The organism is Chromobacterium sphagni (assembly GCF_001855575.1).
In the GTDB taxonomy this organism is placed as follows: Bacteria; Pseudomonadota; Gammaproteobacteria; order Burkholderiales; family Chromobacteriaceae; genus Chromobacterium; species Chromobacterium sphagni.
Map to the genome: position 1 here is coordinate 3,160,530 of NZ_MKCS01000001.1, position 12,798 is coordinate 3,173,327.

Sequence of the window (12,798 nt, forward strand, 5' to 3'; positions counted from 1 at the left end):
GCGCTGAGCCTGGACGATATCCGCAGCAAGATCGCGCCCGGAGCGTCGCAGGCGGTGTTCGGCGCGTTCGACGGCGTGACACTGGTGGCCGTGGCGGCCCTGCGACGCCAGGCGCGCGCCAAACTATGCCACCGCGCGCTGGTGCAGGGCGTGTTCACCTTGCCGGCTTACCGCGGGCAGGGCATTGCCCGTCTGCTGATGCGGGCGATGCAGGAGCGGGCGCGCACCTGGCCGGGGCTGTTGTGGCTCAGCCTGGCGGTGCATGCCGGAAACGAGGCCGCTTCGTCGCTGTACCGTTCCTGCGGTTTTTGCCGCGTCGGCAGGGTGCCGGACGCGGTGCGGGTGGGCGACGATTTTGTCGATGAGGAGCTGATGGAGTGTCGGATCGATAGCGCTGCCGTTGACGCTAGAGCGCCGGCGGATGCTTGCGGCGGCGGTTACCAATTGCTGGAGGCCGTGCCGGATGCCGCCACTTACCGGCATTTGCGCGAGGCTGCCGGCTTAAGCCCCAAAACCGAAGAGGCCGCCCGCCGCGGCTTGGCCGGCACCCTGTTCGCGGTGCTGGTCCGAGAAGGGGGTGAAACCATCGGCATGGGCCGGGTGATAGGCGATGGCGGCAGTTTCTACCAGGTGGTGGACATCGCGGTCTTGCCCGGGCATCAGGGCAAGGGGCTGGGCAAGCGCATCATGGCCGCGATCCGTGGCTATATCGAGCGCGAGGCGCCGCCTAGCGCCTACATCAGCCTGATCGCCGACGGCGACGCGCAGCATCTGTATTCCCAGTACGGCTTCGTCCACACCGCGCCCAAGTCGGTGGGCATGGCCATGTTAAAGCACTGATTCCGCCAGCCGGCGGCGTTCTTTGCAAGGCCATGACGATGATCAAGCCGCATCTGATGTTCGGCCCGCAAGGTGCCGGCAAGTCCACCCACACTCGCGGCGCCGGTCAGGCGGTGCATCTGGTGATAGATGACTGGATGGGACAGTTGTATGGCCCGGATCTGCCACAGCCGCTGGATTTCTTCTGGGTAATGGCGAGGGTGGCGCGGCGCAATGCCGCCAGGGGCCAGACTTTTGCCTTTGAAGTGACGCCGGCGATGTTCGCGACGATGGAGGCGCAGTTCGAGCCGGCCACCGCCGACGAGTTTGCCATGGCCGAGATAGTCGTTACCGACCAAGTGTAAGGCCGCCCACTGTCAATCCTGCCGTCCGTCCGGCTTCATTCCCGCATAGCACAACTTCACCGCCGCCTGGATGCGGGCGCGCGTCTTGTCGTCCATGCCTGGCGGCGCCAGTCCCAGCGCCATCTGCCGCAGCGGCTCCGCTATGGTCATCGCCAGCAGCAGGCCCGCAGTGGTCTCCGTATCGTCGAATCGCAGCCGTCCGCGGCGGCGCTGCCGTTCCAGCCAGTCGGCCAGCAAGGCGGTGCTATGGCGGATGCCATGTTCGGTATAGGCGGCCAGCGCCTGTTCGCGTCCCGGAAAGTCATTGATCAATAGCCTGAACATCCCTACTGCCTGTTGCGACAGCACGCGGCCGGCAATAGTGGCCAGCAGGATTTCCAGAGTTTGCTGCAGGTTGTCCGGGTCTGCCGCCGGAGCTTGCAGCGCGGCGGCGAAGGCTTCGGTCCAATTGTCGATGATGGCGGCCAGCAATTCCTCGCTGTTGGCGGCAAAGCGGTAAACCGTCTTTTTGGCCACTTTGGCTTGCTTGGCCACCGCCTCCATGGTGGCGGCGTGATAACCCTTATCCAGCAGCAGCTGGGCGGCGGCTTCCAATACCTGCTGTTTCATTTCTTGCTCGGGAGCGGCGGGGCGGCCTCTGGGGCGCGCCGCGGCGTTGTCCGGCTGCGAGACCTGTTTTCTGATTGACATCGTGCGCATGCTCGCTCAATATGGAAACGTATTGTGTTTCTTAATTAAAGTGTGCGGCGGAGGTGCCTGGCTGCTGGCCAGGCATGTAGGCTTCAGAGGCCGCCATGGTGTTGAGCCGCTTATCAAGCGCAAGGAGTGTACTGTGAATACTATGGAACACGCATGTTCAGTTGTGTCCGGCCTGCATGACGATATGTTGTCGCCGGCACCGATGCCGTTGGAAATGGGCATTCAGCGCCTGCCGGACGGCCGTTTGCAGGTGGCGGCGCGGACAGAGCTGCCGAACTGCGCCGGCAGGATGCTTGACTGGTGGTTCAAGTTCTTCGATACCACCCAGCATATCCGTTGGTGGCATCCGCACGACCATCACACCTTGCATGGCTGGGACGCCAGCAGGGAAAAGGGAGTGAGTTTCATTGGCGCGACCGTCCGCGCGGTGGAGTCGTTGGGCGAAATTCCGCCGGTGGCGGCGGTGCTGAAGTTTCATGATCCCAAGCTATTCTTCACCGACGCGGCGCTGGCGAACGCATGGAAGCGGCGCGAGGTGTCGGGGCTGGTGTGCGCGCGTATCGCATTCGGCGACGAGCCGAGGCTGGACGCCAGCGGCGACCCTTTGGATGGCGAGATGATCCATCTGGCGCGGGATACCTCCCATGGCGCGGTGCTGCGCAGCCGTTTCGTGCTGGGAGCGTCCGGCCAAAGGGTGCCGGACATGCTGGGGTTGGAGCTGATGCGGCATTGCTACAACGAATTCAGCTGCCTGGCGCGCTTCCTGCCTTCGCTCTACTACGGCGAGCACGCCAATGGCGAGAAGGGCCCGCTGGCCTGGTGACGCAATCAAAGGCCGCCTCGGCGCAATGCCCGCGGCGAGGCAGTTTGGCGATTGCCGACGCTTGTCAGGCTTGGGCGCGCTGATTGGCCAGATGCCCGGCCATCAGCGGCCAGATCCACTCGACCTGGTCCAGACTCCAGCCGCCGTCCTTGGCGGCCTCGTCCAGCCGGCGCAGTTGCAGGATGTCGGCCAGGTCCGGCAGTTGCGAGAACGCGTCCGCCTCTTCGGCCGTCATCGGTCCGCCCTGGTAGTCCAGCGTGGCGGCGCTGGCCGGCGACAACTGCGCCAGGTATTGCGGATCGGCTGCGCACAGATAGCGCTTGGCCGGCACGTGCATCGCCACCAGATGCGCGGCCCGCGGCGAAAAGCCCAGTTCCAGCAGGTAGTCGCGCCCCAGCCGGTCGTGCGCCATCGCGCCGTAGCCGCCCATGCTCCGGCAGCCGTCATGCTCCAGCAGGTGGCCGATGTCGTGCAGGAAGGCGGCCAGCGCGATTTCATCGTCGCAGCCCCAGTCGCGCGCCAGCGTGGCGGCCTGGACCGCGTGGTCCAGCTGGGTGACCGCTTCGCCATAATGCCGCTGGCCGTGGCTGAGCAGCAACTGGCGGACGGCGCGGATGCTGTGGTCCATCAGAACACCCTCCGTCCGGCTTTCCACACTTGCCGTACCAGCGGGACGTCGCCATGCAGGCGCGCTTCTACCAGGTCGGCGCGCTGGCCGACGGCGATGCGACCGCGGTCGTGCAGGCCCACCGCGCGCGCCGGGTTGACGGTGACGGTGGCGATGGCGTGGTCCAGGCTCCAGCCGGCCTCGCGTTCCAGCAAGTAGGCGGCGTGCAGCAGGCTGGCTGGCACGTAATCGGACGACAGGATGTCCAGGAGGCCGCGGCGCGCCAGTTCCAGAGCGGCCACATTGCCGGAGTGCGAGCCGCCGCGCACCACATTGGGCGCGCCCATCACGGTTTGCACGCCGTGCGCGCGGGCGGCCTGGGCCGCCTCCAGCGTGGTGGGGAATTCCGAGATCGCCACGCCGTCGCGCAGCGCCTCGGCGATATGGCCGGCGTCGGTGTCGTCGTGGCTGGCCAGCGCGATGCCGCGCGCGCGCGCCATCTCCACCACCGCCTGCTTGTGCCGCGCCGCGTACTCGGCCTGCTTGGCGCGGCGCTCGTCAACCGCGGCGAGGAAGGTGTCTTCGGTCCAGCCCACCTTTTTCTTGCCGTAGTACTTCTTGTATTGCTCCAGGTCTCGGTACTGGCGCTGGCCTGGAGTGTGGTCCATCACCGATACCAGCTTCACCGCCGGGTGGCCGATCAGCGGTTCCAGTTCTTGCAACAGCTGCGGGAAGGCCAGTTCGCAGCGCAGGTGGAACAGGTGCTCGGCGCGCAGCGCGTCGCCGCGCATGCCCTGGTCTATCGCGGCGAAGGAGCTGTGCAGCGTGTCCAGCCGCACGCTTTCGCCCTCCAGGTCGCCCACCGCCAGCGCGTCCAGCACCGTGGTGATGCCGGCGGCCACGCATTGCGCGTCGTGGGTGATCACCGCCGGCAGTATCGGCCACAGCACGCCGTTGCGCGGCATCAGGTGCTTTTCCAGATTGTCGGTGTGGATTTCGGTGAGGCCCGGCAGCAGGTCGGCGCCGGCCAGGTCTTCTCCTTGTCCGGCGGGCAGCGGCTGTTGATGGATGGCGCTGATCACGCCGTTGTCGATTTCCAGCGCGCCGCGCTCGATGACGCCGTCGGCCAGGATCAGGCGGGCGTGGTTGAGTATCTGTTTCATGCGGTGGTTTCCTGTGCGACGGCCAGCGGCACGTCGAAAATGCGGTCGGCGACGGCGTCGCGGGTGGATTCGTCGTGGAAGATGCCCACCAGCGCCGCGCCGCGCTGCTTCGCCTCGCGCATCAATTCTATAACCACCTGGCGGTTGGCGGCGTCCAGCGAGGCGGTGGGTTCGTCCAGCAGCAGGATGGGGCGCGGCGCGATCATGCCGCGCGCGATGTTGACGCGCTGCTGCTCGCCGCCGGAGAAGGTTGCCGGGGGCAGGCTCCACAGCCGCTCGGCGATGTTCAGCCGCGCCAGCCATGCGCCGGCGCTTCGCCTGGCCTCGTTCTCGGCCGCGCCCCATTCCAGCAGCGGCTCGGCCACGATGTCCAGCGCCGACACCCGCGGGATCACCCGCAGGAACTGGCTGACATAGCCCAGCGTATGGCGGCGCACTTCGGCGATTTCATGCGGCAGCGCGCAGGCCATGTCCACCCAGCCGCCGTGGTGGCGGATGCGGATGCTGCCTCGCTGCACCAGGTAGTTGGCGTACAGCGCCTTGAGCAGGGTGCTCTTGCCGGCGCCGGACGGGCCGGCCAGCGCCACGCACTCGCCGGCGGCAACCTGCAGCGAGACGTCGGCCAGCACCGGCAATCTTAGTCCGTCCTGCTGGTGCAGGACGAAGGTTTTGGACAGTTGGGATGCGTCTATCAGTAGCGTCATGATTTCAGGCCTGCAGGATGGAGGACACCAGGAGCTGGCTGTAGGGGTGCTGCGGATCGTCCAGGATCTGGTCGGTGAGGCCGGCTTCCACCACGCGGCCCCGCTGCATCACCAGCGTGCGCTGCGCCAGCAGCCGCGCCACGCCCAGATCGTGGGTGACCATGATCACGGCGATGCCGGTGTCGTGCACCAGGCGGCGGGTGAGATCGAGGAAGCGCGCCTGCACCGACACGTCCAGCCCGCCGGTGGGCTCGTCCATGAACACCAGCCGCGGCCGGGTGACCAGGTTGCGGGCGATCTGCAGCCGCTGCTGCATGCCGCCGGAGAAGGCGCTGGGCCTGTCGTCCAGCCGCTCGCGGCTGATCTCCACTTTTTCCAGCCAGTCGCCGGCGGTTTGCCGCAGCCGGCCGTAGTGGCGCTCGCCCAGCGCCATCAGCCGCTCGCTGACGTTGGCGCCGGCGGAGACGTTCATGCGCAGGCCGTCGCGGGCGTGCTGGGTGACGAAGCCCCATTCGCTGCGCGCCAGGCGGCGGCGCTCGGCTTCGGCCAGCTTGGTCAATTCGTGGCTGCGGCCGTCGCGGTCGCGAAAGCGCACGCTGCCGGCGTCCGCCGCCAGCCGGCCAGCCAGCGTGGACAGCAGCGTGGATTTGCCGGAGCCGGATTCGCCGACTATGCACAGCACTTCGCCTTGGTACAGATCGAAATCGATGCCGAAGCAGCCCTGGCCGTTGCCGTAGTCCTTGGCCAGGCCGCTGACGGAAAGTATGGCCTGATTCATTGCGTGTTCTCCTGGCCTTGCCGGCGGTCCTGGCAGTAATCGGTGTCGGAGCAGACGTAGGTCCGGCTGCCGGCGTCGTCGGTGACGATCTCGTCCAGGTAGCTGGCGTCCGAGGCGCACAGCGCGCAACGGTGCTGCCAGCTTTGCGCCTCGAACGGGTGGTCGTCGAAGGCCAGGCTTTCCACCCGGGTATGGGGCGGTATCGCGTACAGGCGCTTCTCGCGGCCGGCGCCGAACAGCAGCAGCGCCGGGCTTCTGTCCAGCTTGGGGTTGTCGAACTTGGGTATCGGCGACGGCGAGGCCAGATACCTGCCGTTCACCAGCACCGGGTAGTCGTAGCTGGTGGCGATGTGGCCGAAGCGGGCGATGTCCTCGTACAGCTTGACGTGCATCAGGCCGTATTCCTGGTGGGCGTGCAGCTTGCGGGTTTCCACCTCGCTGGCTTCCAGCGTGCGCAGCGGTTCCGGCTCCGGAACCTGGAACACCATGATCTGGCCGGCCGCCAGCGGCGTTTCCGGAATGCGGTGGCGGGTCTGGATCACGCTGGCCTCGACGGTGCGGCTAGTGGTTGCCACGCCGGCGACGCGGGCGAAGAAGCGGCGGATGTTGACGGCGTTGGTGGTGTCGTCGGCGCCCTGGTCTATCACCTTGAGCACGTCGTCGCGGCCTATGATGCTGGCGGTCAGCTGGATGCCGCCGGTGCCCCAGCCGTAGGGCAGCGGCATTTCGCGGCTGCCGAACGGCACCTGGTAGCCGGGGATGGCCACCGCCTTCAACAGCCCGCGGCGCAGCATGCGCTTGGTGTTTTCGTCCAGAAAACCGAAGTTGTACTGCCACTGGCCGTGGTTGCGGACTTCAGTCATGGGTTGGCTCCTGAGGGTTCTGCGCGCGCAGCGCGCGGATCAGCGACAGCTCGGCCTGGAAGTCGACGTAATGCGGCAGCTTCAGATGCTGGACGAAGCCGGAGGCCTCGACGTTGTCGCTGTGGCACAGAGCGAATTCCGCTTGCTGGGCCGGGGCGTGGGCGGCTTCGCCCAGTTCTTCCGCGCGCAGGCTGCGGTCCACCAGCGCCATCGCCATCGCCTTGCGCTCGGCCTCGCCGAAGCTGAGGCCGTAGCCGCGGGTGAATTGCGGCGGCGCGCGCTTGCTGCCGCCGAACTGGTTGATCATCTGGCATTCGGTCAGCGTGATCTCGCCGATGTCTATCTCGAAGCCCAGCTCTTCAGGGCAGACGAAGACGCTGACCTCGCCCATGCGGATCTCGCCGGCGAAGGGATGGCTTTCGGCGTAGCCGCGCTGGGTGGAGTAGGCCAGGCCCAGCAGCCAGCCTTCGTCGCCGCGCGCCAGGTTCTGCAGCCGCGCCGGGCGGCCGGCCGGGAACATCAGCGGTTCGCGGGTCAGGTCTACCGGATCCGGGTCGCCGGCCGGAGGCAGGTCGGCTTCGATCAGTCCTTCGCGGTCCAGCACCTCCAGCACGCAGGGCAGCGCGTCCGGCAGCGGCGCGGCGGCACGCGCCGGCTGAGCCGGAACGGGCGGCTCTGCCAGGGAAAAGTCCAGCAGGCGCTGGGTGTAGTCGGCGGTGGGGCCGAGGATCTGGCCGCCAGGCACGTCCTTGAAAGTGCCGGACACGCGGCGGCGCACCCGCATCGCGGCGGTGTCCAGCGGCAGGCTGCTGGCGAAGCGCGGCAGCGTGGTGCGGAAGGCGCGCAGCAGGAAGATGGCTTCCATGCTGTCGCCGGCCGCCTGTTTCAGCGCCAGCGCCGCCAGTTCCTCGTCGTACAGCGAGCCTTCCTGCATCACCCGCGCCACCGCCAGCCGCATCTGCTGGCGGATTTGGGCAAGCGTCAATTCCGGCACGGACTCGTCGCCGCGGCGCGCGGCGGCCAGCAAGTCCCAGGAGCGGGCGATGGCGGTTTCTCCGCCCTTTACGGCAACGTACATGTCAGCCCTCCTTGATGACGGCGCTGCGCGGCAGGCCGGCCAGCTGGGTGTCGGTGATCAGCAGCGCGTCCACGCCCAGCGGGAAGCGCGCGTGGTTGCTTTGCCATTGGCGCCAGAAGCCTGGAGAAGCGCCATCGATGCCGAAGCGGCGCGGCGTCTGGAAGCCGGGGCCGCTGCCTTCCACTTGGTCTTGATTGAAACCGGCGGTTTCGATCAGCAAGGTGGCGGAGCGGTCAGGGTATTCGGCGCTGCCGGCCTTGAGGCTGGCTAGGTCGGGCAGCGGCATGCCCTGGGCGACGACGATGAAATCGGCCTGTTCCGGCAAATCCACCAGCCGCATGCCGGTGTGAAAGCGCAGGCTGGCGACGGTGTCGTCCGGCAGCGCCGGCAGCCAGACGCCGACATCCTGGTCCAGCAGCGTGTACAGCAGGGCGGCGGTGCCGGCCTTGAGGCCGGGCAGGGCCGGCGGCAGGATGGACAGCGTCTGCGGCAGCATAGGTTCGGCCAGGGCGGCAAGCGCGTGGCGGAAGATCTGCTGGGCGTGGGCGACGGGATCGGCAAAAGCGGCGCGCATGGTCATTCCCCCCGCACCATGGTGAAAAACTCCACCTTGCTGGCGGCGGCCTCGCGCGCGGCGCTTTCGCGGCGCGCCGCCAGTTCGGCTTCCAGGGGCGTTATCCATAAGCTCAGCAGCCGCTGCCGCTGTTGCGGGTCTTGCAACAGCGCGTCGGCCTGGGCGATCAGTTCGGCGTGGAGGCCGTCGCTGCCGCGCACCCAGCCGTGGCCCAGCCGGCCGGCTATCTGGCAGCTGGCGCGGCTGACGGCCGCTTCGCCCAGATTGAAGCGGGCGCCGGTCCCGCCGCTGCGGCCCTGCAGCATCACCAGCCCGGTTTCGGCGCGGCGCAGCCACTGGCAATGCTCGGCCGGCGGCAGGGCGGGAGACAGCAGGCTTTCCAGCCGCGGACGCGGGCTGTTGGCCAGCACGGAGAGCCAGCGTTGTCTTGTCGGGGTGTCCATCGTATGCCTCATGGTTCAAGAAAGATTCATATAAACGTATAGACGTATGCATGATAATGGCGCTCAACCAAGGACAAACAGCATGCGGCGATGAAGTTTTTGTGACGTTTTGACGGCGTGACTAGACCTTTGCCGGTGCAGGACAACAGGGAGGGTTGCGATGATAGAAAGAGGTTCCGGCGTCGCCGTCTGGCGGCAGATAGAAGACAGCCTGGCGGCCGAAATCGCCAGCGGAGCATTGCAGGCCGGCGCGCAGCTGCCGACGGAGCTGCAACTGGCGGAACGCTTCGCCGTCAACCGCCACACCATACGCCGCGCGGTGGCCACGCTGGTGGAGCGCGGCCTGTTGCGGGTGGAGCAGGGGCGCGGCACCTTCGTGCAGGACAACGCCATCGACTACGCCATCAGCAGGCGCACCCGCTTCTCCCAGAACATGGCGCGGCAGAACCTCAGCTCCGACATAGATGTCTTGCTGAGCGACACGGTGCCAGCCAACGCCGAACTGGCGGCCTTGCTGGAGGTGGCGGTGGGCGACGAGCTGTTCCGCATCAAGACGCTCAGCCGGGTGGAGACGCGGGTGGTGGACTGCGCCACGCTGTTCTTCCCGGCGGCGCGCTTCGCCGGCCTGCCGCAGGTCTACCAGCGGCAGCGCTCGGTGACGCGCACGCTGCGCGAGTTCGGCGTCAACGACTACACCCGCCGCTTCACCCGCGTCACCGCCCGTCTGCCGGATGGCGAGACGGTGGATTATCTGGGCATACCCAAGAACCGGCCGGTATTGCATGTGAAGTCGCTGAACGTCGATCCGGACGGCAGGCCGGTGCAGTACGGCATCACCTGCTTCAACGGCGATCTGGTGCAACTGGTGATGGAGGACGACTGATGCGCTACGCGCTGTATTACGCGCCCAGGCCGGATTCCGCGCTGTGGCGCGCCGGCAGTCGCTGGCTGGGCCGGGACGCCGCCGCCGGCCAGCCTCTGGCGCCACCGGTTCTGGATGGCGTTCCGCCGTTCACGCAGGCGGATATCACCCGCGACGCCGCCCGCTACGGTTGGCACGCCACCTTGAAGGCGCCGTTTGAGTTGAGCCCGGCGGCGGACGAGGCGCGGCTGATCGACAGCGTCTCCCAACTGGCCGCGCGCTTCACCCCTTTCGCGTTGGCGCTGCGGGTGGACTGGCTGGACGATTTTCTGGCGCTGCGGCCGAGCGCGGCGCCGGCCGAGCTGGAGGAGCTGGAGGAGCTGGCCGCCGTCTGCACCGTGGCGCTGGATCCATGGGCCGACCGCGGCCGGCCGCCCAAGCCGCGGCAGGGGCTGGACGCGCGCCAACAGGCTCTGTGCCGGCGCTGGGGCTATCCCTATGTGTTCGAGCAGTTCCGCTTCCACCTGACGCTGACCGCGGCGCTGGCGCGCGATTCAGGTTTGGCCGCCAGCCTGGAGGCGGCGGCGCGGCGGCACTTTGCCGGGCTGGAGCCGGCCCTGGTCGACGGCATCGCCTTGTTTGTCGAGAGAGAGCAGGGCGGGCCGTTCCGCTATCTCGCCCACTGCGGCTTTGACGGCGAGGTGGAGCGCTATGGCTGCTGAAGCGGGAACGCTGTGGTATGTGATCGGCCCCTCCGGAGCGGGCAAGGACAGCCTGCTGGCCTATGTCAGGCAGCGGCTGCCGGCGGACGGCAGGCTGATGTTCGCCCACCGCTACATCACCCGTCCGGCCGATGCCGGCGGCGAGAATCACGTGGCGCTGAGCCTGGAGGAGTTTGACCAGCGCGAGCGCGCCGGCTGTTTCGCGCTGGCCTGGCGGCGCAACGGTCTGGCCTACGGCCTGGGCGTGGAGGCGGCGCTGTGGCTGCGGCAGGGGCTGGACGTGGTGGTCAATGGCTCGCGCTCGTCGCTGCCGCTGGCGGCCCAGCGCTTTCCCTCCTTGCGGCCCTTGTGGATCACCGCCAGTCCGGCGGTGCTGGCCTCCCGGCTGGCGGCGCGCGGCCGCGAGCCGGCCGAGGCGATTGCGCGCCGGCTGGAGGAGGCGCGGGCGTTCACGCCGCCGGATGGCTGCGCGGTGCTGGTCAACGACGGCGGGTTGGCTGAGGCGGGGGAGCGGCTGCTGGATCTGCTGGGGCTGCGGGCGTCGGAGCGGTGAACCGGGCCGCTGGATGGCAGCCCGGCCATGCGCTTCAGCTGTCCAGCACGAAGCGGCGCATCTGGTTCTGCAGCGTGTTGCTCACTTCCAGCAACTGAGTGCTGTTCTGCCTGGCGCCCTGCGTGGCATGCAGGCTTTCGTCGGCCGACTGGGCGATGGTGGCGACGCTGTGCGCGATCACCTGGCTTTCGCTCACCTGTTCGGCGATATTCGCTACCAGCCGGTCCAGTTCGCTGGCGGTTTCGGTGGCGCCTTCTTTCAGCTCGGTCAGCGGTTCGACGATTTCGCGGATCATGTCCACGCCGCGCGCCATTTCCTTTTGCCCCTGTTCTATCTGCACCATCGCCTCGGTGGTCTGATTGTCTATCGCCGAGATCACGTCGTTGATTTCGCGCGTGGCCTTGGCGGTGCGGTCGGCCAGCCGGCGCACCTCGTCGGCCACCACGGCGAAGCCGCGGCCCAATTCGCCGGCGCGCGCGGCCTCGATGGCGGCGTTCAGCGCCAGCATATTGGTCTGGTCGGCGATGTCTGTCACCGCCTCTATCATGTCGCGCATCGAATTGGCGCGCTGGCGCAAGGCGTCCATCGCCGCCGCGCTGCCCTGGATCTGGCCGGCGATCGCCGTGATCTCGCTGGAGGCGGTCTGGATCAGGCTTTGTCCGCGCTGGGCCAGCGCGGCGGCGCTCTTGGCGCGGTCCTGCGCCTGGATGGCGGTATGCGCGGCGCTATGCAGCTTGCCGGCGAATGCCTCCACCACGGCGTTGATCTGATGGATTTCCACCTGTTGCCGCTCCACTCCGCTCGCCACCTCCACTGCGCCCGAGCGGGTGGAAGCCGCGGTGTCGGCGACGATGTTGGCGGAGTGGCGCAATTCCTGCACCAGCGCGGCCAGATGCGCCTGCATCTGCGACATCCGGCCTAGCATCAGCGAGGTTTCGTCCCTGCCGCGGATGCTCACCTTGCTGCGCAAATCGCCCTGGGCCATCGCGCCCATCACCGCCACGCTGTGCTCCAGCGGCCCGGTGATGCTGCGGGTGACGCTCCAGGACAGCAGCAGGCCGGCTGCGACGGCGACGGCGCTGAAGATCAAGAGCAGCAGTCGGGTATCGCCCATCAGGGACAGCACGCCGGCCAGTTCGCTGTTCATGTCGCCCTGCTGGGTGGCGGAGAGCGCGGTGGTGGCGGCCAGCAGCTGCTGCAGCGCCGGCCGGGTCTGGCTGGCGTACTGCCGCGCCAGCGCCGCGGGGTCGTTCGATTCCACCAAATCCACCGTATCGCTGAAGGCGGCGCTGTAGCGGGCGCGCAGATCGGACAGCTGTTGCAGGGGGGGCGCCTGCTCCGGCGTCCAGGGCAGCGCCTTCAGGCGCTGGAAGGCCTCGTTGGCATGGCGGTTGGCCTCGTCCATCGCGGCGTAAAGCGGGACGCGCTGCGGCTGGTCAGGGGTGGAGATGATCTGCAGCAGCAGCAGGGCGGCGTTTTGCGAGTGGCGGTCCAACTCCGCCGCCACCTGCAGCTTGCTGGCGTCGTTGCCGACGATATGCCGGGTGCTGCCCTCGATGCGCGACAGGCCGTTCCAGACGCTGGCGCTGACCGCCAGCAGGATGGCCAGCAGCACCATGAAGGAAACGGCCAGGCGCGGCCCGACTTTGATGTTTTGCAGCAGGCTCATGGCGAAGATGCCTCGGATGTCGGAAACCGGTTGGTCGGCGCCGCTGCGCCGATATGTCAGCATAGTGCGCCTTGTC

General features: G+C 67.8%; 16 protein-coding genes. 6 read left to right on the forward strand and 10 right to left on the reverse strand.

Features of this window, described 5'->3' with window-relative positions; genetic code table 11:
- The first annotated feature begins 30 nt into the window (after positions 1 to 30).
- Entirely contained in the window at positions 31 to 840 is an 810-nt protein-coding gene (locus tag BI347_RS24615) for a GNAT family N-acetyltransferase (protein ID WP_476727296.1), read from the forward strand.
- 38 nt (positions 841 to 878) lie between these two features.
- On the forward strand, positions 879 to 1,184 hold the full coding sequence (locus tag BI347_RS14650) for a P-loop nucleotide/nucleoside kinase family protein (protein WP_083338977.1): 306 nt from the start codon (positions 879 to 881) through the stop codon (positions 1,182 to 1,184).
- A 12-nt stretch (positions 1,185 to 1,196) separates the two neighbouring features.
- Here BI347_RS14650 and BI347_RS14655 read toward each other — a convergent pair whose 3' ends face one another.
- Positions 1,197 to 1,874, reverse strand: coding sequence for a TetR/AcrR family transcriptional regulator (locus BI347_RS14655; RefSeq protein WP_071112372.1), 678 nt, complete (start codon positions 1,872 to 1,874; stop codon positions 1,197 to 1,199).
- A 151-nt stretch (positions 1,875 to 2,025) separates the two neighbouring features.
- Between BI347_RS14655 and BI347_RS14660 the strand changes: the two genes are divergently transcribed.
- Positions 2,026 to 2,706, forward strand: coding sequence for a DAPG hydrolase family protein (locus tag BI347_RS14660; RefSeq protein ID WP_071112356.1), 681 nt, complete (start codon positions 2,026 to 2,028; stop codon positions 2,704 to 2,706).
- A gap of 64 nt (positions 2,707 to 2,770) precedes the next feature.
- On the opposite strand, the gene BI347_RS14665 is transcribed toward BI347_RS14660, so the two are convergent.
- Genes BI347_RS14665 through phnG form a run of 8 tightly spaced genes read right to left on the reverse strand, consistent with a single transcriptional unit; the run spans position 2,771 to position 8,916 of the window.
- A complete protein-coding gene (locus BI347_RS14665; RefSeq protein ID WP_083338895.1) occupies positions 2,771 to 3,334 on the reverse strand; it encodes a phosphonate degradation HD-domain oxygenase in 564 nt (187 codons plus the stop codon).
- On the reverse strand, positions 3,334 to 4,476 hold the full coding sequence (locus tag BI347_RS14670; protein WP_071116181.1) for an alpha-D-ribose 1-methylphosphonate 5-triphosphate diphosphatase: 1,143 nt from the start codon (positions 4,474 to 4,476) through the stop codon (positions 3,334 to 3,336). Before BI347_RS14670 ends, BI347_RS14665 begins: the two co-directional genes overlap by 1 nt.
- Positions 4,473 to 5,180: a phosphonate C-P lyase system protein PhnL gene (phnL, locus tag BI347_RS14675; RefSeq protein ID WP_071116182.1), complete on the reverse strand. Its 708-nt coding sequence runs from the start codon at positions 5,178 to 5,180 to the stop codon at positions 4,473 to 4,475. The genes BI347_RS14670 and phnL overlap by 4 nt, the downstream gene beginning before the upstream one ends.
- A 4-nt stretch (positions 5,181 to 5,184) precedes the next feature.
- Positions 5,185 to 5,958, reverse strand: coding sequence for a phosphonate C-P lyase system protein PhnK (phnK, locus tag BI347_RS14680; RefSeq protein ID WP_071112353.1), 774 nt, complete (start codon positions 5,956 to 5,958; stop codon positions 5,185 to 5,187).
- Positions 5,955 to 6,821, reverse strand: coding sequence for an alpha-D-ribose 1-methylphosphonate 5-phosphate C-P-lyase PhnJ (locus tag BI347_RS14685; protein WP_071116183.1), 867 nt, complete (start codon positions 6,819 to 6,821; stop codon positions 5,955 to 5,957). Before BI347_RS14685 ends, phnK begins: the two co-directional genes overlap by 4 nt.
- Positions 6,814 to 7,899, reverse strand: a complete 1,086-nt coding sequence (locus BI347_RS14690) for a carbon-phosphorus lyase complex subunit (RefSeq protein ID WP_071116184.1) — start codon at positions 7,897 to 7,899, stop codon at positions 6,814 to 6,816. Before BI347_RS14690 ends, BI347_RS14685 begins: the two co-directional genes overlap by 8 nt.
- A gap of 1 nt (position 7,900) precedes the next feature.
- Entirely contained in the window at positions 7,901 to 8,473 is a 573-nt protein-coding gene (phnH, locus tag BI347_RS14695; protein ID WP_158020794.1) for a phosphonate C-P lyase system protein PhnH, read from the reverse strand.
- Positions 8,474 to 8,475: 2 nt separating this feature from the next.
- Positions 8,476 to 8,916: a phosphonate C-P lyase system protein PhnG gene (phnG, locus tag BI347_RS14700; protein ID WP_071112349.1), complete on the reverse strand. Its 441-nt coding sequence runs from the start codon at positions 8,914 to 8,916 to the stop codon at positions 8,476 to 8,478.
- 160 nt (positions 8,917 to 9,076) lie between these two features.
- On the opposite strand from phnG, the gene phnF reads away from it, so the two are divergent.
- Genes phnF through phnN form a run of 3 tightly spaced genes read left to right on the forward strand, consistent with a single transcriptional unit; the run spans position 9,077 to position 11,053 of the window.
- Entirely contained in the window at positions 9,077 to 9,799 is a 723-nt protein-coding gene (phnF, locus tag BI347_RS14705; protein WP_071112348.1) for a phosphonate metabolism transcriptional regulator PhnF, read from the forward strand.
- Positions 9,799 to 10,500: a DUF1045 domain-containing protein gene (locus BI347_RS14710; protein ID WP_071116185.1), complete on the forward strand. Its 702-nt coding sequence runs from the start codon at positions 9,799 to 9,801 to the stop codon at positions 10,498 to 10,500. Before phnF ends, BI347_RS14710 begins: the two co-directional genes overlap by 1 nt.
- Complete coding sequence (gene phnN / locus BI347_RS14715; RefSeq protein ID WP_071116186.1) at positions 10,490 to 11,053, forward strand: phosphonate metabolism protein/1,5-bisphosphokinase (PRPP-forming) PhnN; 564 nt, start codon at positions 10,490 to 10,492, stop codon at positions 11,051 to 11,053. Before BI347_RS14710 ends, phnN begins: the two co-directional genes overlap by 11 nt.
- Before the next feature lie 34 nt (positions 11,054 to 11,087).
- On the opposite strand, the gene BI347_RS14720 is transcribed toward phnN, so the two are convergent.
- The gene (locus BI347_RS14720) at positions 11,088 to 12,785 is read right to left on the reverse strand and encodes a methyl-accepting chemotaxis protein (RefSeq protein ID WP_071116187.1); all 1,698 of its coding nucleotides are present in this window, start codon (positions 12,783 to 12,785) and stop codon (positions 11,088 to 11,090) included.
- Positions 12,786 to 12,798: the final 13 nt, after the last annotated feature.